This is a genomic window from Paenibacillus sp. FSL K6-1558 (assembly GCF_038002565.1).
Classification (GTDB): Bacteria; Bacillota; Bacilli; order Paenibacillales; family Paenibacillaceae; genus Paenibacillus; species Paenibacillus polysaccharolyticus.
The window spans coordinates 5,368,346-5,391,726 of record NZ_JBBOCV010000001.1 but is presented as its reverse complement, the minus strand read 5'-3'; the positions used below and the strand labels follow the sequence as shown (position 1 = coordinate 5,391,726).

General features: G+C 45.6%; 17 protein-coding genes. 11 read left to right on the top strand and 6 right to left on the bottom strand.

What is annotated here, in order from left to right; translation table 11 throughout:
- Positions 1–89: 89 nt before the first annotated feature.
- Complete coding sequence (locus MHI38_RS23140; RefSeq protein WP_090918143.1) at positions 90–1,313, bottom strand: DUF4367 domain-containing protein; 1,224 nt, start codon at positions 1,311–1,313, stop codon at positions 90–92.
- Between the two features lie 152 nt (positions 1,314–1,465).
- Positions 1,466–3,310 (bottom strand): ABC transporter substrate-binding protein, encoded by a 1,845-nt coding sequence (locus MHI38_RS23135; protein ID WP_341181741.1) that lies wholly within the window; start codon positions 3,308–3,310, stop codon positions 1,466–1,468.
- A 145-nt stretch (positions 3,311–3,455) separates the two neighbouring features.
- Here MHI38_RS23135 and MHI38_RS23130 point away from each other — a divergent pair, with 145 nt between their 5' ends.
- From MHI38_RS23130 to MHI38_RS23115, 4 genes are all read left to right on the top strand, one after another.
- Positions 3,456–4,760: an MFS transporter gene (locus tag MHI38_RS23130; protein WP_154890871.1), complete on the top strand. Its 1,305-nt coding sequence runs from the start codon at positions 3,456–3,458 to the stop codon at positions 4,758–4,760.
- A 171-nt stretch (positions 4,761–4,931) separates the two neighbouring features.
- Positions 4,932–5,159: a helix-turn-helix transcriptional regulator gene (locus MHI38_RS23125; protein WP_090918145.1), complete on the top strand. Its 228-nt coding sequence runs from the start codon at positions 4,932–4,934 to the stop codon at positions 5,157–5,159.
- Positions 5,143–5,922: a DUF3169 family protein gene (locus MHI38_RS23120; protein WP_154958511.1), complete on the top strand. Its 780-nt coding sequence runs from the start codon at positions 5,143–5,145 to the stop codon at positions 5,920–5,922. The genes MHI38_RS23125 and MHI38_RS23120 overlap by 17 nt, the downstream gene beginning before the upstream one ends.
- Positions 5,923–5,971: 49 nt before the next feature.
- Positions 5,972–8,197 carry a serine hydrolase gene (locus MHI38_RS23115; RefSeq protein WP_154958512.1) on the top strand — a complete coding sequence of 742 codons (2,226 nt, stop codon included), beginning with the start codon at positions 5,972–5,974 and terminating at the stop codon, positions 8,195–8,197.
- Positions 8,198–8,268: 71 nt separating this feature from the next.
- Here MHI38_RS23115 and MHI38_RS23110 read toward each other — a convergent pair whose 3' ends face one another.
- Both MHI38_RS23110 and MHI38_RS23105 read right to left on the bottom strand, forming a co-directional pair.
- The gene (locus MHI38_RS23110) at positions 8,269–9,324 is read right to left on the bottom strand and encodes a hypothetical protein (RefSeq protein ID WP_341181740.1); all 1,056 of its coding nucleotides are present in this window, start codon (positions 9,322–9,324) and stop codon (positions 8,269–8,271) included.
- Positions 9,324–11,159, bottom strand: coding sequence for an HSP90 family protein (locus MHI38_RS23105; RefSeq protein ID WP_341181739.1), 1,836 nt, complete (start codon positions 11,157–11,159; stop codon positions 9,324–9,326). The genes MHI38_RS23110 and MHI38_RS23105 overlap by 1 nt, the downstream gene beginning before the upstream one ends.
- 361 nt (positions 11,160–11,520) lie before the next feature.
- Between MHI38_RS23105 and MHI38_RS23100 the strand changes: the two genes are divergently transcribed.
- The 3 genes from MHI38_RS23100 to MHI38_RS23090 all read left to right on the top strand — a co-directional run bounded on the left by MHI38_RS23100 (position 11,521) and on the right by MHI38_RS23090 (position 14,124).
- The gene (locus MHI38_RS23100; RefSeq protein WP_341181738.1) at positions 11,521–12,423 is read left to right on the top strand and encodes an ABC transporter ATP-binding protein; all 903 of its coding nucleotides are present in this window, start codon (positions 11,521–11,523) and stop codon (positions 12,421–12,423) included.
- Complete coding sequence (locus tag MHI38_RS23095; protein ID WP_167375682.1) at positions 12,416–13,249, top strand: ABC transporter permease subunit; 834 nt, start codon at positions 12,416–12,418, stop codon at positions 13,247–13,249. The genes MHI38_RS23100 and MHI38_RS23095 overlap by 8 nt, the downstream gene beginning before the upstream one ends.
- 77 nt (positions 13,250–13,326) lie before the next feature.
- A complete protein-coding gene (locus tag MHI38_RS23090; RefSeq protein WP_154890865.1) occupies positions 13,327–14,124 on the top strand; it encodes a MurR/RpiR family transcriptional regulator in 798 nt (265 codons plus the stop codon).
- A 13-nt stretch (positions 14,125–14,137) separates the two neighbouring features.
- Here MHI38_RS23090 and MHI38_RS23085 read toward each other — a convergent pair whose 3' ends face one another.
- Positions 14,138–15,127, bottom strand: coding sequence for a Gfo/Idh/MocA family oxidoreductase (locus MHI38_RS23085; protein ID WP_154890947.1), 990 nt, complete (start codon positions 15,125–15,127; stop codon positions 14,138–14,140).
- Positions 15,128–15,391: 264 nt separating this feature from the next.
- Between MHI38_RS23085 and MHI38_RS23080 the strand changes: the two genes are divergently transcribed.
- Complete coding sequence (locus tag MHI38_RS23080; RefSeq protein ID WP_154890864.1) at positions 15,392–16,678, top strand: DUF5050 domain-containing protein; 1,287 nt, start codon at positions 15,392–15,394, stop codon at positions 16,676–16,678.
- Positions 16,679–16,929: 251 nt separating this feature from the next.
- Positions 16,930–18,327: a helix-turn-helix domain-containing protein gene (locus tag MHI38_RS23075; RefSeq protein WP_186809749.1), complete on the top strand. Its 1,398-nt coding sequence runs from the start codon at positions 16,930–16,932 to the stop codon at positions 18,325–18,327.
- Positions 18,328–18,373: 46 nt separating this feature from the next.
- Here MHI38_RS23075 and MHI38_RS23070 read toward each other — a convergent pair whose 3' ends face one another.
- Positions 18,374–18,961, bottom strand: a complete 588-nt coding sequence (locus tag MHI38_RS23070) for a GbsR/MarR family transcriptional regulator (RefSeq protein ID WP_090918165.1) — start codon at positions 18,959–18,961, stop codon at positions 18,374–18,376.
- Between the two features lie 493 nt (positions 18,962–19,454).
- Between MHI38_RS23070 and MHI38_RS23065 the strand changes: the two genes are divergently transcribed.
- Positions 19,455–20,684 carry a quaternary amine ABC transporter ATP-binding protein gene (locus MHI38_RS23065; RefSeq protein ID WP_154890862.1) on the top strand — a complete coding sequence of 410 codons (1,230 nt, stop codon included), beginning with the start codon at positions 19,455–19,457 and terminating at the stop codon, positions 20,682–20,684.
- Positions 20,650–23,250 carry a glycine betaine ABC transporter substrate-binding protein gene (locus tag MHI38_RS23060; RefSeq protein ID WP_341181737.1) on the top strand — a complete coding sequence of 867 codons (2,601 nt, stop codon included), beginning with the start codon at positions 20,650–20,652 and terminating at the stop codon, positions 23,248–23,250. Before MHI38_RS23065 ends, MHI38_RS23060 begins: the two co-directional genes overlap by 35 nt.
- Positions 23,251–23,381 lie beyond the last annotated feature (131 nt).

The window sequence follows — 23,381 nt, the reverse complement described above, 5'->3', positions numbered from 1 at the left end:
GTACTGTAAAAATAGATAAAGCACCGGAGAATTGAATTCTCCGATGCTCTATAGCATTCCTTGGGATAGCACGGCTATGCGTTCTCGTTTTATTTACCTGACTCTTCCTGCATGGAGGTCGCTATACGTACCATCTCATTCTCAGGCAGATCCGCGCTTGTAATTCGGTATTCCACGCCATCGGAAGTCCAGGTCAGCGTCTGCAAAGCATCTCCGCTAATCATACCCGCTGTAAATCCAAGATCAACCAGACGGGAAGGGGCAAGGGATACAGCACGATCCTGAGGTCTTGCTTCAAATATGGTGTAATTATAGGTTCCCTCATACCGAAGCAGAACGGAATAATCCCCGGCTTCTTCCAGAATCTGATCATCCTTCAGCTTGACACCTTCCGGCGCATATGTCGGTTGAATAACACCAAAGCTCTCTGCTTCTTGCGGTTCAGCCACAGTAGGTTCTTCGGTACCCTGCCCACTTGCTGCCCCTTCTGAACCTTCTGCTCCTTGTGTTCCTTGTTGATCCGTCCCCTCACTTACGCCTGTCTGCCCATCAACAGCTCCCCCGGTTCCCTCGGAGCCTGGCGTAGCCTGAGGATTAGCAGGCTGTTGTCCGGCGGTGTCATCGGTTTTCTCGGCTGGAGCAGCACCTGCATCTGTTCCTGCCTTATTCCCTTCTTCTGTTGCAGCCGTCATGTTGCGTTGCATATCAAAGGCATCTTTTCCAAATTCCGCTCCGAATTTGAAGCTGTCAAACTTCACGTCCACCACCACATTGGCGTTGGAGTCCGATACTTCTACTTGTTTTGGTGCGTAATCACTCTTATTCAGCCAGATTTTTTGTCTTACGAGAGCATGTGTATTGTAGTTGGCAGCAACATCGAATACATAGCTTTCCTTTTCGTCTGCAAACTGACGGGTCGTATCCCCTGTAATGCTTCGAATTAACGTCTCATACAAGTAAACCTGACCCTGGTTATCCGGCCAATCACTTTGGAAACGGAAGCTTTTATTCTGGCTCGGTGTCAGTACAAACACACCTTCATCGTTACGAAGTACAATTTGCGTAACATCCTTCTTGGCATTGGTTAATGCAATACGGTAATACGAAGGCTTCTGATGCCATACCTCGACCTTGTACTGCTGCGGTGTTTCTCCGGTATGCAGCGTCATAACGCCTGCTCCCTGGTAACTTTCCATCTCTCCAACGACTTCGTTCAGATCTTTGACCACAGCTGCCGCATCCTTCTTCCCGCAGGCGGCAAGTAAGGCCGATAAGACCAATACCATGGCAAGCATCCATGATATTCGGCGCATGACATCATCCCCTTTAGCACATGTTTTCACTTCAGGATTGTGCGTACAGCAGAACCCCTACTTGATTAGTACATGTTATGAGGGACTTGTTCGATATATGCGGACTAGTTTGACAAGCATGGCATGAAACGTTGTTGAAACGGATTTCTTGTCTACCATAGCGGGATATACACCGGATAACTTGTCTCCGTATTCGGCGCATCTGTTTTTCTTTTAATCCAAAGTTGCCGCAAATCCGGCAAACCATAGCCTGAAATTTTGTAATTCCGTAGCGAGACATCATGGGCGTGCACTTCTTTGAAAGCATATACCGGCAGTATAAGCGCCTCTTCAATCAGCCGCCCCTCCAGTTGAATTAATCTTTCCATACGTAGCACAGGTTCCTGAAACATAACGATATTTTCACATGCTTGGGCAAGCTCGCCTCTCCAATAATCATTCATTGCAAGCAGAAATAACGTATTTCCGAATGTATACATCGTTATCAGACTCCGCATCACATGCTCATCAAATACTTCCCCCGTATAGATCATCTCATAAGGCTGAAGTTCGTCATGATAGACCATATGAACAGGATCGCCAGTCACAACAGTTATGTTTAAACCCACTGATTCACAACGCTTGGCAAACCAAGCCATATCTGCCTCCATCTGCTTCCCTTCTTCAACCCAGACTCGCAACGGTTGTCCCTGGTATGCACTGCGCTCAAGCAACGTTGCTGCCTGTACAAGTCCCGACTTGTCCGATCCCGTCTGACCTGTCACAGCCTCTTCAGAAGGAATTACATTTTGTTGCTCCCGTGCTCGAATACGAATCAAACGATCGGCCTTCTCCATGTAAGGATTGTCCATTGATTCAACCAACTGATCCGAATCGAGTAACAATCGGACAGCTTGACGGAAATAAAGATCATGATGAGGGCCTTCCTTTTGCATATTAAACGTCATAAATACACCGCCCTGAATCTCATGCTCCACAGAACGAAGTTCACCGTCTGAGAATAGACGCTTCTTAACTAAAGATTCAGTCAAGTCTGCTTGAGGAAGCTGCAAGAATTCAACCCGATCAATATATGCTCGGCCTCGGAAATAAGTCGGGAATACCTCCATTACCAACAAGGTCGCGTCATGATGCGTAATTCGATAAGGTCCTGTTCCAATCGGACGAAGGGGTTCCATCTGTACATCCCTAGGTACAATCGAAGCACACAAACTGCTCAGCAGATCAGGCAACATGAAGTTAGGCTTATGTAGCACAAAGCGTACGGTCAGGTTGTCTATCAATTCAACATGTTGAATTGAACCAAACATGGTTTTGCAAGGATTATCCGGATCAGTAACGATACGATCAAACGTAAATTTAACATCTGCTGCTTCCATCACACGACCATGATGAAACTGAACGCCTTTGTTCAGATAAAACGTCCACTCTCTACCCTCCTGATCACTCTCCCACGCTATAGCCAGACTTGGCTCACATTGCTGCCGCTCTGCATTGTAACGAACCAGACGGTCAAAAACCTCAGTGATAATAAAACCTTCCCCCCACATCGCCGTCTGCGTTGGGTCAAAGGTCTGGAAATGAGTATTCTGCGGAATTCGTAATGTATCCGTTCTACCTGCAACCCCTTCAATGGAACGTAGTCCAAATTGAAGTTGCAGACTATGCAACAGCCTCTCTCTTAACTGAGGTGGCAGGGATGAGGACATTTCATAGGCTTCTTCCATCCTGTTTGCATGCAGAAGCTGATCAAAACGTTCTGCAGCAACTTCTGCCACTGGCTTGCAAAAGACCAGAATGGACTTTTTTCCTCTTCCGCGCTGCGGGCTCCATCTTGCCCAACCATGCTCCTGAAACTTGTTCATAATCAGATTCATGTTACGCATCGTACAGCACAGATAATCCGCAAGTTCACCTATAGTGATGTAAAGCTCTTGATCATCACGTACATGCTTAAGCTTCAAGCGCAATTGTATATAATGCTCCGATATATCCATGCGATGTATGTCCCTCCGAATGGTCCATTTTCTTTGTTCCCTAAAATACGAAACATGAACGACCATGTATACAGTTTTTCTTCAGGTTTTATTTTATTATACTCGATAATATCAACATGACCACAGGAAGGAAGACATACTTGCTATGAAATTTGCTGATTTGCACTCGAATATTAAAATTCGAATTGTTACTGATTTTTTTACTGATCTGACACAAAAGACTGTTCTTCCGTTTATGGGGATTTATCTGAGTATACAGATTGGCGTTGGATGGGCAGGGCTCCTACTGACCGTTAATATTGCTGCTTCCATGCTGGCGGGACTTGCCGCTGGATACTTGTCTGATCGAATGGGACGTAAAAAACTGATGGTCATCGCCCAAAGTCTGCAGGTATTTTCTCTATTCTGGCTCGCAGCTGCCAATTCACCCTGGATGAATTCTGTCACACTTACATGTCTTATGTTTCTACTTAGCAGTATCAGTTCAGGGATAACCGCTCCGATTGCAAGTGCCATGATTGTTGATGTAAGCAGTGAGCAGGAACGTCATTACATCTATGGTTTGCAGTACTGGACAACCAATGTAGCCATAACTTTCGGTGCATTGCTGGGAGGCCTTTTATTTGAATCATTTCGTTTTCTACTGTTTAGTCTGGTATGTGCGGAAAGTATCGTAACCTTGCTAATTCTACTATTTCTAATTCATGAAACAATGGTAAATAAACATTACGTTTCAATTAATTCAGCAAATGACCCATCTGTATCTCCACCATCTGAACCCTCTGGACAATTGAAGTCAGCTTTACAAAACAACATGTTAAACACGTACAAAAAAATACTTCGCGATAAACGTTTTATGGGCTTTTTTACAGCAACCGTTCTTGCAGTTGCCCTTGAATTTCAGTTGGATAAATATATTGCCGTAAGGTTAAAAAATGAATTTGCTTCAGAATTTCTCGGCTTTCATATATCGGGCCTTCACATGTTCAGCATAGTCATAATCATCAACACAGTAATGGTTGCCTTAATTGCCATTCCATTCGGCAAGTACATCAGACGCATCAGTTCCAAAACGATCATAACAGCCGGAATGCTCCTCTATACCTCTGGTTTTGTCGTTCTGGCTTTCAGTAACTGGGCATGGTTGCTTATAACTTCTGCTGTACTGTTCACCATTGGGGAGCTTATGTATTCACCTGTGCGTCAGGTTCTTCTAGCCGGCATCATTCCCGATTCAAACCGCGCGGCATACCTGGCAGCTGATGGACTCAGCTATAATGTTGCCGCTCTGCTGGGAAGTCTTGGCCTGGCAATAGGAGCTCTCTTCCCTTCATATGTGATGGCCGGTTTATACCTGACAGCAGGTTTGGGAGCCCTTTTCTTTTTTCGAATGTCACTTCGAGCAGAGGCCAAACGCAATCCAAACACTTCCTTTGCAGATGCCTCTTAAGCAATATCTATCCATAGACGCAAATAAACATTTGAGAGCCTTTCGAGGCTCTTTTTTACGTTTATTCGAATTCATTCATCATCATAAAAAGTAAATAATCATGTTCATTTTGTATATTATACTTTACATTTAGTCGATTATCATATACATTGTATTCATGGAGGTGAGTACATGGAAGAATTACACAATCACGTTCGGGAGTTACGAGCCAGAGACCGATTGTCTCAGGCAGAACTGGCGAAGCTCATCGGAGCATCAAGGCAAACTATTGCTCTGATTGAACGCGGAGATTATTCTCCCTCGGTCGTTCTGGCATTAAAAATAGCTCATGTGTTCGGCGAATCTGTTGAAAAAATATTTGAATTGAAAGGTGGAAATATAGATGAATCCAACCGCTAATACCTCATCCAAAAAAAGAAGAATGCGTCTTCCGCTCTATGCCGCTGGCGGTGCTGTTGTCGGATTTATTTCCTCAGCCGCGTTCACCAAGCTTCCTTCTGATCTGAACTGGACCCTATCCGTTTATTACGATTACGACCTGCTATTTGCCCTGATCGCTCTGGTGGTGCTTGTTATGACCATTTGGAACAGCATTAGTCTGGCTCGTACCCCCTCTGCCCGTCCTGAAGAAGAAGAAGCGGATGATATAAGTGACCATCCCTCCTTGATGTCTCCGGCTGAACGTTCGCTTGGAAGCGCCATGATGCTTAGCACGTTCAGTGTGATTACTTCATTTGCATGGGTCGCCCTTGCCTTGTCGTTATACGCATCGAGTAGAGACTTGCCCAAGTCTAGCAATCTGTTTACGCTTGGAAATTTGGTCGCCGCCTGCATCGCTGTAATCATCGTCGTTGTCCTGCAGAGCGTGACGATCAAACGTTACAATCGCTACTTCCCTGATCGCGCACTGGACTTGAACTCCCGCAACATGCAGAAAAATCACTTCGAAAAGCTGGATGAAGGCGAAAAATGGATCGTGTATCGTGCAGCCTATCGCTCGTTTCAGATGATGAATCTCCTGCTTGGCGTCGGCATGGCCGCTTTAGTCGTATATTCGATCTTATATTCCTTTGCCGCTTTCCCGATCATACTGCTGTCAGTCATCTGGATCATCAACATCGGCGTTTATTTTCGTGAAACTTATCGTGCTCAGAAGCAGTAATACACAGTGAACTACCTACTTTGGTAAAAATGACTAAAGGAGTGATGATGTGTATTTATTCAACCGAAATACCCGGTCCAAATGGAGCGCCCTGACCAGCGCATGTATGGCACTTGTTCTTTCTTTAAGCCTCTGGGCTCCCCAGGTTCAGGCTCAGACCGGGGCAACAGCCCCTGACTCTGACGGCTCGAAACAGCCTGTAACACTGAATACCGAATCGGCTAATGCTTTTCTGGATAAGTTCTTCGCCTCATCTGAAACCAAACCACATTACGTTGGTGCGTCTGTCGTCGTTGTAAAGGATGGTCAAGTTATTGCTGAAAAAGGATACGGTCATGCCGATCTAGACAAAAAAACACCTGTCGATCCGAAAAACACCGCTTTTCGTGTCGCTTCAGTCTCCAAAACCTTCACAGCTGCTGCGGTCATGCAGCTTGTTGAACAAGGCAAGGTCGACCTGAAGGCTGATTTTCAGACCTATGTGAAGGGGTTGCACTTCGAGAATCCATTCGATGCGGAAGTAACCGTAGAACATCTGTTGACACACACCACAGGGTTTGAAATCCGTGATCCACAGCCGGAAGACATCCACACAGACCAAGGCAAGTACATAACGATGGAGGAATACGCCGAGCAGCACATGCCTCCTGTTGTGCGAAAGCCTGGTAGCGCCTACATGTACGATAACTTCTCGTTTTTGCTACTCGGGTTGATCGTCGAAAATGTCAGCGGCGAGCCGTTTGAAACGTACATGCAAGAGCACATCTTTAAGCCTTTAGGCATGAACAACAGCAGTTTTATGCTAGATGAAAAATTCCAGAAACAGCTTGCCACTGGTTATGATGCAGCTCACAATCCGGTTGACATGTACTTCATTGATCCCAATCCATTGCCACAAGGCGGCATGCTGTCTACCGCGGATGACATCGGCAAGTTTATGATTGCCTTTCTGAATGACGGCAAGAAAGATAACCAGCAGATTTTGAAACCAGCAACCGTGAAAAGTATGGAGCAGTATCGCTCTTCCATTCACCCGTTGCTGCCGGATAGCACGTACGGATTCGAAGCACCATTTCAGCTCCCTGGGGCGGGAAGCAGTTCCAAAGTAATCACCAAAGCAGGCGACCTGTCAGGTTACAGCTCTTATCTATTTTTTATTCCTGAGCAGAACACAGGCGTCTTCCTTACCTATAATCAGAATGGAGCTCTGCGTAACCTGCTCTACTCGGCCTTTATTCAAAACTTCTTTCCTCAGTACGCTAAACCCGTACAATTCAAGGATTACACACCGCAACCTGCGGAAGAGTTGCAACGTTTCAACGGTTTTTATGCCGACCTTCGGATCAGTGCACTCATCAGCAAATTGCAAACTGGCGGTGAAACGTCCAGTCAATTAAGCATTAGTGATCCGTATCTGGGTGAACGTAAGCTGATTCAAGTGGAGGACAATCTGTTCACGGATGAATTAACAGGACAGTTCACAGCCTTCAAAACCTATGAAGATGGAACAACCTACATGAGAGAGCCGTATCTCAACCCATTCGGATATGCCAAAAAAGGGCAAAAAGCGGCGGGCTTCCTGGATGTTAAGAAGAACAATCCTTATGCTCAAGCGATCCATAGCTTGCAATCGCTTGGATATTTCGAAAATGAAGCTAACCAGTCTTTCATGCCCAAAACGACTGTAACTCGTGCGGAATTTATCGAGGATATACTTAAATTAAGTGGACTCAAGCCTAGCAAAACATCACCGCCTGCTGACACCGACTGGGCTGGCCATGCCGCTGCTGGCTATATCCAGCTTGCTTATGAAATGGGTATGATTACAGGTGCAGACGAGAAACAGTTTAAACCCGATCAAGCCATTGTTCGGCAAGAAGCAGCAGTTATGATATGGAGAGTATTTCAGCTGCAGTATCCAAGCGAACTGTTTAAGGACGTTAAACTTGCAGGCCACACAGATGCTTGGGCTGTGCCTGCAGTGCAAATGATGGTGAAGCTGGGTATCTACGGCCCTGAGGTCAAAATGCTGGAGGACAATGCTGCAGATTACCTCTCACGCAAACCTCTCATTCGTCAGGAACACGCTGCGATCATGTATGCGTTAATCACACAGCCGACCGATCGTATTGTCGCTGAATTGATGGCTGCACAGCAACCAGAGCAGGCAGGATCTGAGAAGATTACTAAAGAAGCCGCGACGCCAGAGAGCAAAGCTGAGAATGCGCCTAATCAAGCGACAGAAAGCGCTCCTCCAGCAACATCCGTTCAATAATTATGCTATACAAGTAAATGACAAAAAGGCTTGTTCGAAAGGATTTCTCCTTTACGAACAAGCCTTTTGAATTATGCAATTAATGAGGATACATGTGTGTTTCCGTTGCGCTGATCAAACTTGGCTGCGGTAGCCTGGGCATACTCTTCAAAATAATCTGCAAGTTTGAGTAGGTTTCCCGGATCTCCCTCATACGGGAATGAAGCCGGCAGACGCAGGCGATACCCTTCTGAGTCCTTTTCTTCAGCCCAGCGCCGCAATAACGAAGCTGCCTTCGCATAATACATCATTTTGGCATACGCATCCTCATGATCGGCTGCGAGCACCAGTGTTTCTTCAAGGATATCAATCCCTTTGGCAGGATTCGTAAGTGCGAGATACTCCATCTGCTCGGAAAAACTCTGCACGAAATCATTTTCACCTTTGATCAAACGATATCCTTTAACCTGATGTTTATCTGCCTCATCCTTCCGTCCCAAACGATACAGTGGCATCAGAACTTCGGACAAGGTCAGATGTGGGATCTCCGCACAGCTCATGCGTCCTTTGAGAATCGGCTTGGCGACTTCCAACACCTTCTCGTCGTCTCCCTTTAACATAAAATAACGCAAAATCTCGTCCTGCTCACACGCCTCGCAGTCACTCATGAAGTCGCGGTCTAACGCTCTAAACTTGTCATAACTGCGCCCCGCTTCTTCCAGCTCTCCGAAATCCATAAAAATGCGGAAACGGTAGTACCAGTAAGAACGCTCGCTGTACCCATAGGACTTAAACCTTGCTCCGAAATCCTCGAACAGCTCCATGATCTTTTCACGTGAGATTTCCGGGAAATCGGGCATTTTGCCAAGAATCCATTTATAAGACCACAATAACGTTTCTTCATCATACAGCTCTGGTTGCTGATCAAACTTGCCTAGTTGCCAGGAGAAAGCGATCAAAGCTTTCATCGGATATCCACAGAAGGTGGCGACATCCACAATCTCTGAACGTGCTTCGTATGCCTCCTCAACCATACCATTGAGATCAGCCACCCGCGCTGCTTCCTCCAAAAAACCAAGCTTTGCGGAACCATTCGGCAGCTGATAGGCCTCTTCCATCAAATCTTCGAATTCCATCTCTGTCTTCATCAGACATCTCCCTCATGATTCGTATTTGCGCGTAAACCCCAATCAATAAACCGTACAATTCCCTGGTTCAATACTTCAAGCTCCTGCTTGTTCATGGCATAATGTCCCATCATCAGTGCGTTGACATACAACATTTCAATAGCAATCGGTGTCATCTGATTATCTGGTGACGTCAACACCCGTTTAATGATCGGATTGTTCACATTCAGATACAACGTCGAGTACCCTGCCGAATTAATACCTGATGACAACGAACCGAGAACAGAGGAAAATAAGTCTGTGCTCTCTTCGCTCGCTTTTTCCAGCGCACGCAGCGTGGATGATTCCTGCGAAAGGGTGAACAACACCGGCAAGTCAGCGGGCTTGAATCCTTTCACTTCTGCGCGGCAGCGGAAACGTTGTAATGCCGAATCTGCCAGGCGTAGCGCATCATAATACTGGTTACGTTCAGCCGGTGCAACATCCGTGAATGTCATCGATACTTCATCTGGTTCAATACGCTCGGTCTCTACGTTATTCAGTATGACAGGCAGCATCCCCATCAGTTCTTTATCGTAGATGTAACCTGCGTTAACGACCAGCATGGACTGTGCAGAAGCCACATGGTGGATCTGGCGGTATTCATCAATGGTACTGGTATAGTACAGTGTCTCTCCTTCATCAATCAGTTCACCCAGTTCCCGGTGTCCTCGCGTTGTATCGAAAGGCAACCAGCGGTGAATCATCGCGTAAAATTCCTGATCCTGAACAGCCAGCGCCTTCATCGAAAGGGCGTGCAGACGAATCAACTTCTGTAGACGTTCAGTCTGCTGTTCAGCCATTTCGGTTAGTCCCATCCGCAAGGCGTCTCCGAGCTCGGAGCGCACTTCTTCCAGCTTTTCATTTTCATAAAAATGCTCTCTTGAAGCTGTCGGCTGCAGCTCGTCGGTCCAGATCAGACATTTTACAAAGAACGCCCATTCCGGCAAAATATTCTCGGCCTTCTCCGAAATAAGCATTCGCTTCAGATAGACCCGGTGAGAACGCTTGGCATTCAAATTCACGGCGTGCGGCAACACATAGGCAATGCCTCCCGTGCGCCCCGAAGCCGTTGTCAGCGGGATGAAATCCTGGAATTTCTCCCCAAGCAGACGTTCACCAAAGGCAAGCACTTCCGCACGGCAGGAACGAGCAAGCTCTGGACGTGTTAACCAGATCGGAGAATCCTGATTAACTACAGATTGCCCCCCGTCATGAATCAACGTGACCGGATAAGGCAGTAATGCACCATAATAAAATAAGGCTTCTTTCACATACTCCGCTTCAAAGTAGTGTGCCGCTTCCGGCGTGCAACGCAGATATACTTTCGTTCCGGGAGACAATTGCGTGTCCAGCTGCCTAATCGTATACGTACCATCCGGCTTGCCGCGCCACTCCATGGAAGGGCCGCCCTTCACTGATTGAGTCAGCATGACAATCTCATGACTGACCATGAAACAACTCAGAAGACCAATACCAAAACGCCCAATAAACGATGTCTCGCCATCCAGCAATGCCTGTTGTCCCCGCTTCGAGGATTGTCCAATCATCGCTAGAAACTCATGGATGTCCGCTTCGGTCAGACCAACTCCGTTGTCCTCCACCATCATCGTCAATTGATCTCCGGTTCCTGTTAGCTCAATACGAGCTTCTCCCTGATATCCCGGTTCCACTTCCTTGCGTGCCGTAATCGCATCTGTTGCATTCTGCATAAGCTCACGCAGAAAAACTTTTGGACTGCTGTATAAATGATTCGATAAAATTTGGATCATTCCGCTCAGGTTCACCTGAAAGCGATATTCATTGGGTGTACTCATAAACCACTTCACCTTTCCTTTGGATCTAACACAACACTTAGCCGGCTTTAACATCTTCACACTGAATAAATGGATGTGTTAGACGAACTCATTATGTATATATCGGCCTATACTCTATTACTCCATTATCTATAGCAATGAAACAGCACTCAAACGGCCTTCATACCTTCTTTTCAAGGATACATTGTACAGCCTGTCAAAAAAACAAACCTTAGACCCGATTTGGTGGAATTTCCCGGGGAATTATGCACTAGGATTTCAGGACTATTGAAGCAATAATATATTTCTTTAGTCTTAGTTGAACGATCTGACACCGCTGGACGTATAATCATCAAATTTAGAAAACGGACGGTGACTATACATGATTGAGGTTCTCAATATAAACAAATATTTCGGGGAGCATCAAGCGCTACAAGATGTCAGCTTCACGATTCAACAGGGCAGTATAACCGGGCTTATTGGCCCAAACGGCTCGGGTAAAACAACCCTCATTCGGATCATGAACGGAGTTCTGGGCGCAAACAGCGGGCTGGTTACCATCCAAGGCATGGATACATCAATAAAAACAGAAAAGGTGCTGGGAATCTGCGGAACACTGACCGAGCAAAGTGGCTTGTACGAAAATATGAGTGGGCGGGATAATCTTCTGTTTTTTGCGGATGCCTTTGGGCTAAAACGTGCAACTGAACGCTTTGACGAGTTGGTGCATCTCCTTGAGATTCAGGATTACCAGCATCGTAAGGTCGGTACCTATAGCACAGGGATGAAGAAACGTTTAGGTCTGGCACGGGTGCTGTTGCACCGCCCTTCGATTTTGTTTCTCGATGAGCCGACCAACGGTCTCGATCCTGACGGAATCCAGACTGTGCTTCGTATCATTCGTCAGTTAAATACGGAGCTGAACCTGACGATTCTCATCTCCTCACACGTGCTTACTCAGCTTTCCGCCGTGTGTGATCATTATATTTTTATGGAAAAGGGTCGTGTTGTTGAGAAAGGGACTGAACAGGAGATCATTCAGCGTTATCAATCCGCACCGCGGCTAGAGGTCGAAGCAGATATGCCACACGGTTGGAAGACGGGGATTTATTCGCCTGAGACGGTTACAGCGCATACAGCAACATACCAACTCTCGTCTCGAGAGCATATTCCGTTGTTGCTTCGGCAGCTGACCGAGCATGGTCAGGTCTATCAGGCACGTATGGAAGGTAATGATCTGGAAAGCATCTATTTTGCGATAAGGGAGGCGAATGCACATGAATAATCGTCAGGCGATACGTGCACTCATTCGTAAAGATATTCGTTCTGTCACATCCAGTGTGCAACTATGGCTGCCTATGCTGATTGTACCGCTAATTATCGGAATCATTGTTCCCTCTGCTATGTTGTGGGTTGCATCCCGCGTGGATCTACACTCGATTAGTAACTTAAATGTTGTATTGGACACATTAGACAAGCTCATTCAGAGTGGACAGATGCCCTCCCTTGCTACCATGAGCACAGACAATCAACGCATTGTTTATTTTCTTGGCTTGTATATGTTCGCCCCCTTGTTTCTCATCATTCCAGTGATGGCTTCCAGCATCCTGACTGCCAACAGTTTCGCTGGCGAGAAGGAACGCAAGACACTGGAAGGTTTGCTATTTACACCAATGAGCATGAGTACACTGTTTAGAGGTAAAGTTCTGGCTGCTTTCATTCCGTCAGTATTGTTGTCCTGGGTGACCTTCATCATCTATGGGGTCATTGCCAACATCCTGATGTACCCGATCTTCGGCACACTGATGTTTCCGAACTGGAACTGGATCATTCTGATCCTTTGGGTGGTCCCTACATGCAGTTTAGCCGTTATTCTCCTCAATGTGCTGATCTCGGCTAAAGTACGGGGATTTCAGGAAGCTTACCAGCTTGGCGGACTTGTTGTCTTGCCCCTGATTGCCCTGATTGCTGGTCAGGCTACCGGCATGTTAATGATTGGGCCATGGATGTTGCTGGGCACCGGTGCAGTGATGCTGCTCACGAGCTTTATTTTACTCCGTCTCGTAACCATGTGGAACCGCCGTCAGCAACTTGCGGAGAGTCAGATCTGATTGAGAAATAAACAGACGCGAGTTATGATGTGGAGACATGTACTTGGGATGATTATAGAGAGGAATGGAACAACAGCATGGAATACAACCTACTCCAGAAATTAAAATATGCTTCATCATTAACGGCACAGGAGAAGCATATTGTGGACTTTATCCTGAACGACCCCGAAGTTGTATTCCACTCTACAGCCCATGAACTGGCTCAGCAGACTTATACAAGTGCGTCCACTATTGTTCGTCTATGCAAAAAGCTGGGTACCAAAGGGTACCCAGACTTTCAGTTAAAGCTTGCGCTAGAATATCAACAACATCCCTCTTCCCCCTTACGGACGCCGGATCATACAATCACAGAACAAGGCAATGTACTGGCTGCGATTGACTCTGTTCCCTACCTATATCACCAGGCGCTGGATGAGACACACCGTATGTTAAGCGCTCCTGTTCTAGTAAGAATCGCGAATTGGGTCAAAGAATCCGCACGTATCGATATCTACGGTAGCGATATGAATTATTATTTGGCACAGCAAGCTTGTGCCAAATGGAACGAGCTTGGCATTGCGGCGGTGGCACACAATGGTCCCAACATGCATTATTTAAATACAATGAATACCAGTCAGTTCATCCTGTCTTTTGTCATATCTCATACGGGAGAGAACTCATCCATGATTGAAGCTGCCAGAGTACTGAAGAATATGCAACGTAAAGTCATCGCCGTGACCGAAAACAATCTTTCAACACTGTCCAGACATTGTGATGAAACACTGCTAAGCTATGGTTATAACGAACAATTGAGGTTATCCAAAATGTCTTCCATGATCTCGGTACTCTATCTGTTTGATATGCTGTATATGGCGAGCATTAGCGACAACTACTGAGATTTATCATTAATCATTTATCCGCGTCCGCGGCAAAAACAATTCCCGCATTTTTGCGAGCTTCCGCCAGTACGTTCATTACAGAACGGCTGTGTTGAAGCAGTTCATAACACCGCTTATAGTTTTTAGCCAAATAAATATCTCTGAACACTTCCCACTCATAGTACAGCCAATTGGCTTTGTTCTGCGCACTATACTCCTCAGATGGCTCTTTCCCGATCTGAAGCTTGATTTCCCGGCAACCGTTCGCTCCTCCTACAACCTGTAGGTACCCTTTTTCTCCCTGGATGAGCACAAAGTTCATGCCATTCGTATCTTTAGCACCTACACATTCTGCAATGAACTCGGGATACTTGAGGACCACAACTCCTGATGTATCAATGCCGTTCGCATGCTGATTCGCTGTATACGAAACGGTATTCGGACTGCCAAACAAACTCATAACCAGATGCAGATTGTAAATGTTGATATCCATCAGCGCTCCACCAGAGAACTCGGGATTAAATACGTTCGGTGTCTGCCCCGCTAGAAGATCATTGTATTTACGGGAGTATTGACTGTAGTTACACTGAATCAGTTTGATCGCACCAAGCTTTGGTAGTTGCTCCTCGATGATTTTGATATTGGGCAAATGAATGTTGGAGATGGCCTCAAACAGCAGCAGGTTCTTTTCTTTTGCAAGTGCAATCAGCGTTTCTGCTTCCTGAAGCGTGGACGTGAACGGTTTTTCACATACAACATGTTTACCATGTTGAAGTGTCTGATAGGCCTGTTCATAATGCATACTATTGGGCGAAGCAATATAAACGAGATCTACATTTTGATCCGAAAGTAAGGACTCCAGGTCTGTATAGATTGTACTTACCCCATATTTACCTGCAAGCTCTTGCGCAGTCTCTCTCTTACGGGAGTACATCGCTGTGACCTTGACATCCTCCAGTTCATTGATCGCGGATAAAATGGCATCTACAATGGAACCTGTACCTATGGTTGCTATCTTCATCATATCGTTTCTCTCCTGTCGTTGTGGTTCAGTCACAACCATGTTACCACGTCCAAATTAGGTGGAGAATATTTCAGGACGAGAATGGTAGCATCATGCGCAAATGGATTTCAAGTTGAACCGAGTATGAAATTCAATTTCATTCTCTTGCTTTTTCTCCTTCTATCCCTGCTCTCATCCCCATTCTAGATCTAACATAAATTCCATAGTTTACCGATATAACATAAGAAATTGACGACATATATCTAAGGGGAGGAAGCAAGAATGAAAACAGGGTATACATATGTACAACGCACCCTCTGTGCATTGCTGTTATTTACACTCATTACAGCAGTTACATTAGCAGGCGGAACCGCTGCCCAAGCAGCTTCGCTAAGCCAGTCAACCGTCTATTATGAATCTGATGGCGTACTTTACAAAGTATCCGGAGATGGTAGCAATCCAGCAGAAGTATTAATTGATTTTGAAGGCGTAGATTTGACTGCAGCGGGATCATATCTCTACTACACTCAGTCCTCTACTTCCACAACATTACTTCGCGTTCCAAATGACGGTTCCAGTGATGAACCAGAGACATTCGCTTCCGATGTCATCAATTATTATGCGGATAACGGATTTATCTACTACATAGACTCCAAGGGAAGCATATATCGTGCCAATGGCGACCAAGGTATATCATCTGCAACCAAAATTGCGGACAAAGTTAATACGGACTATCCACTTCTAATCGTGACCAAAGGACGTGTGTACTATAATGCCTTGGTTGGCGGGAATACGTGGGTGGCTTCCAAAGCATCAAACGGTACTGGAAACGTACAGAATCTGGCCCAAGGTGCTGTAGAGAGTCGTTATTTTGTGAACTTTGCCAAAAATGAATTACAACTCATGGTCAACACCAATCCTGACGAGCAATATTACTCTACAAAAGCTATTGTGATGTACAAGGCCAACTACAACACAGGTAAAGGCACGGCCGTGAATGCAAAAGCCAAGCTTGATGTAAACGCCGTTTATTCCGGTGGCTGGAGCAACAATCTATATGTGTACAATAGCGGTATTAAGCTGGACAGCAACAAGGAATATAACTATACCCTGGGCAAAGCTTATGCATTGACAACATCCGGTAAAACATTTCAGCTTCACTCCAAAAGCGTGCGAGAAGTCAGTGCAGTTGGAACAGACAAGGTGGTAATCATTGATGCGGATCAAAAAGCGTACGCCAAAACGGTTACTGCGAGCAAGGTGAGTAAAACGTCTAATCTCAACTTGAGCAACGTAACCTACGTTACGAATCAATGGATGAATGATAAACCGGATGTTGCCTACATTTCTGGAAAAAACGGCCTTTATGCAGTCAATCCATCTCTAAAAGTAAGCAAAATAGCTGCTGACGAATGGGAAACGTTCCACTTGCGAGATGATGTTCCAGGAATCTTCTACATCCATGCGAAAGATGAATTCCGTTTATATCATTCAGAGTCCAATGGAACAGGGCAACAAGCATTAAGTGATATATTCCTGGACAACATTCTTTTGATTACACTGAATTAAGTCCTTTCCAGATTCGTTAGATTTTCAGGTTTGATTAATAATGTAAGAATAAGATGGCTCTACAGCTTTGGTGCTGGGTGTCATCTTTTTTTGTGATGCTCACATTTTGACGTATATGTTACATTCGACGTATAAAATTTTCATTTTTCTTTTCACGTTTTCTGTTTTGTCGAAATTATTTTTCAAAAACGCCTTCCATTTGAGAATGATAATTGTTATCATTAAGAAAATAAGACAAAAGGATGGTCCGTATGAATGAATCGTTTCCCGTATTAACCGAAACCTCTTCTTTACCGCTACTCTCTTCCATGTGCCGAGTACGTCGCGGAAAAAATTTCCGTATACAAGGCATCACGGTAAGCCGGCCCATACTTTGTCTTATTTTAAAAGGCAACGGCCTTCTGGTTCTGGACGACATCGTTTACGAAGCACAGGCTGGTGAACTGTTTCTGATCAAACCCGGCTTGACTATCGATGCAGTGGCTCATTCAGGAATCACTGAATTCCTTATGTTAAGTATGGAACAAGTCAATATGAAGCGAGTACGAGGCAAATGGAACATGACCGCTTCTTCCTATCTTCCATTTGAATGGCAGGCTGGCAAAATGCGCATCCGGCATGAACAGCAGGCAGCAGAACGAATGGCCAAGTTGTATGATTCCTATCGAGGGGAACTTGCAGATCATTTTGTCAGCATACATAGTCAGTTACATGAACTTCTACAATTCCTGTCAGAGCATCGATTGGAAGAAAACCTTGAAAAGGTAGATCCCGCACTGGAGCGTAGCATTTCATATATGCGTCGTTTCATGAGTGAAGGTATTAGCATGGATCATCTGGCCAAAATCGCCGGACTGACCCCAAGCTCATATTCCCGCAGCTTCAAAAAAGCAAAAGGCATGTCACCTACCGATTATCTCAATCGGCTACGGATTGAAGAAGCCAAAAAGCAACTGATAGAGGAAAACTGTGTTCTCAAAGAGGTTGCAGAATCCGTTGGATATGGCAATGAATATTATTTTAGTCGTAAATTCAAGCAGATGACTGGCATTGCGCCAAGTATATATATGAAGAAACATCGGTTACGTGTAGCCACAATATCTAGCGCTGGCTTTGATGAGCACCTACACTTCTTGGGATTGAAGCCAGTTGAATCACTGAATTTGGGCCATAGTCAGAATAAGAAGACAGCGGAGCAAGAACGTAATCTAACGAACCAACTGGAACAACTTCGCAAAGCTAAACCTGATCTGATTATTGGTGACGTGTCCTGTCAACCTTATACTGATCAACTGAAAGGTATTGCCCCTGTCGTCATTGTCGAAGTGACCGATGATTGGAAAGAGACTCATATTCGGTTGGCAGAGCTTACCGGGCGTGAGAAGCAAGCAAAGCACAATTTCAAGGAACTTGCACTTCATCGGTTGGAAGTCGCTCCATCCTCTACATTTACATCGAGTCGCGACCGGAAGCATGTCGTTTGGACAGACCGAATGAATTCTCCGCTTATTCATTCACAAGCCAAAGGCTCCACATTGCAGATTCCCTCACAACATATACAGCGGAAAAAGAAAAACCTATTGAAGCCCGTTGTCATGCATCCTTCTACGGCATTGGTACACGAAAACTTGAGTGTCATCGGGCGTTAAAAAGCAAAGGGACCCTTCCTGACGGAATGGGTCCTTTGTTTCGAGCTTATAACTGTTCTTTCATTTCTTCTTTAATCTCTTCTTTTGGAACAAGCTTATAGATTTCTTCATCTTCCATCGTATCAATAAGCCTGTCGAGCCATCGGTAGTATGCTTCCGCTTGCAATACTTTACGCTTGTCCTCATGCAGTACTTGCAGAAGCTCAGCGTCAGTCTGCTCATCAAGCTGATCCATCAACCGGTTCATCTCATCTACGGATTTACGAAGAATCTGAAGGTTGCTCTCCACCGCTTTTCTCCATTTAATGGCGAAATAATCCGTAAACGTCTGATGCCAGTCATACTCCACTTCATATAGATCTTTTCTGGAGCCTTTGCTCCACACCTTATTTACCATTTTTAGATCCAGCAGAGTTCTTACTCCGGTGCTCATGCTTGTTTTGCTCATTTCCATTTCCCGGCCCATATCATCAAGGGTCATCGGTTTTTCTGCGAAAAATAGCAATCCATATAAATGTCCCGTGGACAACGTTACGCCGTATAGATCCATATTTCGTCCAATGGCTTCGATAACGCGTTTACGGATCTTCAGCACCGCTGTCTGCTGATCCTCTTGCAAATGGTCCAAGCTCATGCTTGCAACCTCCATTCTGACATTCCAGTCTTGGCAAAAAATCAGCATGTTCAAGCTCTGCTTACATGGGAAAGCATGTAACTGGATATTCTATAAGCTAGAAAACACCTCACACCCAATGGATTATCTTGGGAACTTTACCATGCTTCAATTTGCCTACGATGATCATTTAACCAAAAAAATAAGCTTTAATTCAGCTCATTTTCTATTGTAGGAAAAGCAATAATAAATGTAAAGATGTCTGATTAGCCATAATAAGGAGATAAACAGAGCATTTCGAAGGAAAACTTTGTACAGTTTTTACTGTATAAACATTATGTACTGTTTATTCGGTTGCTATACTGGTTAACTATTGTTAGAATACAAACCGTTACCCAGAAAGACGGGAAGCGAAGCAAAAATTACCGGATTTCGTGGCTGGGCGCACAAGTGTATGGGCTTGTGGTTGCTGAAGGCCGTTCGAAGTGCACAACACATCAGAAGGGGTGAAAACATGACCATACTTGAAGTAAAAAACGTAAGTAAACTGTTTGGCCCCCAAACCGAGCAAGGTCTTGAATTACTGGAGCAAGGTTGGGGCAAAGAAAAGTTGGCCAAAGAAAAACAAATAACGGTTGGTGTCAATCGGGTCAACATGGAAATTAAAGAAGGCGAAATCTTCGTTATTATGGGCCTGTCCGGTAGTGGTAAGTCCACACTGGTTCGGATGTTCAATCGCCTGATTGAACCAACATCCGGAGAAATACTGGTTCATGGCAAAGATTTGCGAAAAATGAACAAAGAACAATTGCGAGAAGTACGCCGGAAAACGATCAGTATGGTGTTCCAGAAGTTTGCGTTGTTTCCGCACCGCACTGTTCTTGATAATGTGGAATATGGTTTAGAAATTCAAAAGGTAGATAAGGAAGTTCGCCGTGAGAAAGCCAAGACCTCACTCGAACTGGTTGGCCTTAAAGGCTGGGAAGACAAAATGCCGGATGAACTGAGCGGCGGGATGCAGCAACGTGTCGGCCTCGCTCGGGCACTTGCGAATGACCCGGAAGTACTGCTGATGGACGAAGCCTTCAGTGCGCTTGATCCATTGATTCGTCGTGATATGCAAGATGAGTTGATTGAGCTTCAGGATAAGATGAAAAAGACAATTATTTTCATTACCCATGACTTGGACGAAGCGCTGCGCATCGGCGATCGGATTGCTCTTATGAAAGACGGCGCCGTTGTGCAGATCGGTACACCGGAGGAAATTATGATTCAACCGGCCAACTCATACGTGGCCCGCTTCGTCGAAGACGTGGACTTGTCCAAGGTCCTCACAGCATCACACGTTATGCGTCGTCCTGAAACAATTACAACCGATCGTGGTCCCCGTGTTGCTCTCGAGTTAATGCGTGAGCGTGGGATATCGAACCTGTTTGTCATTGACCGCTCCAAAAAATTGCTGGGCGTCATTACAGCAGAAGACGCAACCCGTGCAATGCGCGAAAATAAAGTATTAAACGATATTCTGATTACAGATGGTCCGACAGTGTCGCCTGAAACTCTCATTCATGAATTGTTTGAGATTGTAAGTTCAGCCCATGTGCCACTCGCTGTTGTAAGCGAAACTGGCCGTCTGCAAGGCGTTATCGTTCGCGGAGCCCTGCTCGGTGCACTAAGCGGTGAAGTCGCAACAAAGGAGGAACCTGTGAATGATTCCCAAAATACCACTAGCATCGTGGATTGAATCCATCGTTGACTGGATGAGCTCCTCGCTCTCCGGATTGTTTAAAGTGATCTCTGTCGTTATTCAGGAAGTCGTCGGATTTTTCTCGGGGCTGTTTATGTTGCCTCATCCGCTCCTGTTTATTGCTATACTAGGTGTACTGGCGTTTTTGGTAGGCAGATTGCCTCTTACCCTGTTTACTGTTATCGGATTCCTGCTTGTCGATAACCTGGGCTACTGGTCTCAATCCATGGACACGCTCGGTCTTGTTATCACGTCAGGATTGATCTCAATTCTGGTCGGTGTACCTGTTGGTATCTGGCTGGCATACAGCAAAACGGCTGCACGGATTATCACACCGCTGCTTGACTTCATGCAGACGATGCCAGCATTCGTTTATCTGTTGCCAGCCGTTACGTTCTTCAGTCTCGGCGTTGTTCCCGGCGTTATAGCATCGGTGATCTTCGCTATTCCGCCAACCATTCGTCTGACTCACCTGGGGATTAAGCAAGTTTCCAGTGAACTGGTTGAAGCAGCGGATGCTTTTGGATCAACTTCGGCTCAGAAATTGTTCAAGGTACAGCTTCCACTCGCCTTGCCTACGGTGATGTCCGGTATTAACCAGACCATCATGTTGTCCCTGTCCATGGTTGTTATTGCATCCATGATCGGTGCACAGGGTATCGGTGCAGAAGTGTACCGTGCTGTAACGCAGCTTCAGATTGGTAAAGGTTTTGAAGCCGGTCTTGCTGTCGTGGTACTTGCCATCGTGCTTGACCGCTTTACGCAAAATCTGTTTATGCCTGGCCGTAAAAAAACTTCCCGTGTCTCTACGAAACAAAAGGCATGGATTACTGCAGCGGCAACACTACTTGTACTTGTTGCTGGCTTCTCTCAATACTTCACGGGCAGCACAACATCTGCTGGTGGCAACAACGGAGCAGCCAATGCTGTAGGTAAGGAAGTGAACTATCAGATTATTGGTATCGATCCAGGTGCAGGCATTATGAAATCAACCGCGAAAGCCATCAAGGATTATAACTTGTCAGACTGGAACCTGATTGAAGGTTCGGGTGCCGCGATGACCGCTACACTGGACAAAGCCATCAAAAACGAACAACCAATCATCATTACTGGCTGGACTCCTCACTGGATGTTCAACAAGTATGATCTGAAATATTTGGAAGACCCCAAAAAATCGTTTGGTGATGCCGAAGAAATTCATACCATCGCTCGTAAAGGCCTGAAAGAAGATCACCCGGTTGCTTATGAGTTCCTGAAGCGCTTTAAATGGACTTCGGATGAGATGGGTGAGATGATGATTGCCATTCAGGATGGTACATCCCCTGAACAGGCTGCCAAAGATTATGCAGAGAAACATGCGGATCAGATTGACGAATGGACAAAAGGTCTGACACCCGTGAACGGTGATGCGTTCAAACTGAGTTATGTTGCATGGGATTCCGAGATTGCAAGTACCAACTTGCTGAAATATGTCATGGAGAACAAACTCGGATACAAAGTCAACGCACTTCAAGTTGAGGCTGGACCTATGTGGACGGGTGTGGCCTCAGGTGACGTAGATGCATCTCCTGCGGCCTGGTTACCACTGACACATGCTGACTACTGGGAACGTTACAAAGATCAAGTTGAGGACCTTGGAGCCAATATGACAGGTGTACGCACAGGTCTGGTTGTTCCTAAATATATGACGGACGTTAACTCGATTGAAGATTTGGAAACGGGGGCTTCAACTTCTGGTTCATCCTCTGAACCTGCGGCAAATGCCAACGTTGGAGATGAAGTCAACCACCGGATTATCGGTATTGACCCAGGTGCCGGTATTATGAAATCCACCGCCAGTGCCATTGAAAAATATGGCCTGACCAACTGGAACCTGGTAGAAGGGTCCGGCGCAGCCATGACGGCTACGCTGGACAAAGCTTACAAGAATAAAGAACCAATTATTATTACAGGTTGGACTCCGCATTGGATGTTCAACCAATATGACCTGAAATATTTGGAAGATCCCGATAAAGTCTATGGAGATGCCGAAGAAATTCATACCATCGCTCGTAAAGGTCTGAAAGAAGATCATCCGGTAGCTTATGAATTCCTGTCCCGCTTCAAATGGACTTCGGATGAGATGGGCGAGATGATGATTGCCATTCAGGATGGTACCTCACCGGAACAAGCTGCCAAAGACTATGCGGGGAAACACAAAGATCAGATTGATGAATGGACGAAAGGTCTGACACCCGTGAACGGTGATACGTTCCGTCTCGGTTATGTTGCCTGGGACTCCGAGATTGCAAGTACGAACCTACTGAAATATGTAATGGAAAACAATCTCGGTTATAAAGTCAATGCACTGCAAGTTGAAGCCGGACCAATGTGGACGGGTGTTGCATCAGGCGACGTGGATGCTTCTCCGGCTGCATGGCTTCCTCTGACACATGCTGATTATTGGGCTAAATACAAGGATCAATTGGATGACCTTGGTGCCAATATGACAGGTGTAAAAACGGGGCTTGTTGTACCAGCATACATGGATATCAAATCTATCGCAGACTTAAAGGATAAATAAATCTTTTCTCTTGTTCAAACATTCTTTGCAGTAAGTTGATTTTGTTCTTATAGCATTGTTTCTTTTAATGGAAACGGCCTATCTCGAATGTACGAGATAGGCCGTTTTCGTTTAACTAACAAAGGACGAAA

Bases quoted from the DNA above. Each gene is read 5' to 3' on its own strand.
- MHI38_RS23070 (WP_090918165.1), bottom strand. From the start codon at position 18,961: ATGAGCTTGGACCATTTGCAAGAGGATCAGCAGACAGCGGTGCTGAAG.
- MHI38_RS23080 (WP_154890864.1), top strand. From the start codon at position 15,392: ATGAAAACAGGGTATACATATGTACAACGCACCCTCTGTGCATTGCTG.
- MHI38_RS23120 (WP_154958511.1), top strand. From the start codon at position 5,143: ATGAATCCAACCGCTAATACCTCATCCAAAAAAAGAAGAATGCGTCTT.
- MHI38_RS23110 (WP_341181740.1), bottom strand. From the start codon at position 9,324: ATGAAGACAGAGATGGAATTCGAAGATTTGATGGAAGAGGCCTATCAG.
- MHI38_RS23130 (WP_154890871.1), top strand. From the start codon at position 3,456: ATGAAATTTGCTGATTTGCACTCGAATATTAAAATTCGAATTGTTACT.
- MHI38_RS23065 (WP_154890862.1), top strand. From the start codon at position 19,455: ATGACCATACTTGAAGTAAAAAACGTAAGTAAACTGTTTGGCCCCCAA.
- MHI38_RS23090 (WP_154890865.1), top strand. From the start codon at position 13,327: ATGGAATACAACCTACTCCAGAAATTAAAATATGCTTCATCATTAACG.
- MHI38_RS23105 (WP_341181739.1), bottom strand. From the start codon at position 11,159: ATGAGTACACCCAATGAATATCGCTTTCAGGTGAACCTGAGCGGAATG.
- MHI38_RS23135 (WP_341181741.1), bottom strand. From the start codon at position 3,310: ATGGATATATCGGAGCATTATATACAATTGCGCTTGAAGCTTAAGCAT.
- MHI38_RS23075 (WP_186809749.1), top strand. From the start codon at position 16,930: ATGAATGAATCGTTTCCCGTATTAACCGAAACCTCTTCTTTACCGCTA.
- MHI38_RS23085 (WP_154890947.1), bottom strand. From the start codon at position 15,127: ATGAAGATAGCAACCATAGGTACAGGTTCCATTGTAGATGCCATTTTA.
- MHI38_RS23060 (WP_341181737.1), top strand. From the start codon at position 20,650: ATGATTCCCAAAATACCACTAGCATCGTGGATTGAATCCATCGTTGAC.
- MHI38_RS23125 (WP_090918145.1), top strand. From the start codon at position 4,932: ATGGAAGAATTACACAATCACGTTCGGGAGTTACGAGCCAGAGACCGA.
- MHI38_RS23095 (WP_167375682.1), top strand. From the start codon at position 12,416: ATGAATAATCGTCAGGCGATACGTGCACTCATTCGTAAAGATATTCGT.
- MHI38_RS23140 (WP_090918143.1), bottom strand. From the start codon at position 1,313: ATGCGCCGAATATCATGGATGCTTGCCATGGTATTGGTCTTATCGGCC.
- MHI38_RS23100 (WP_341181738.1), top strand. From the start codon at position 11,521: ATGATTGAGGTTCTCAATATAAACAAATATTTCGGGGAGCATCAAGCG.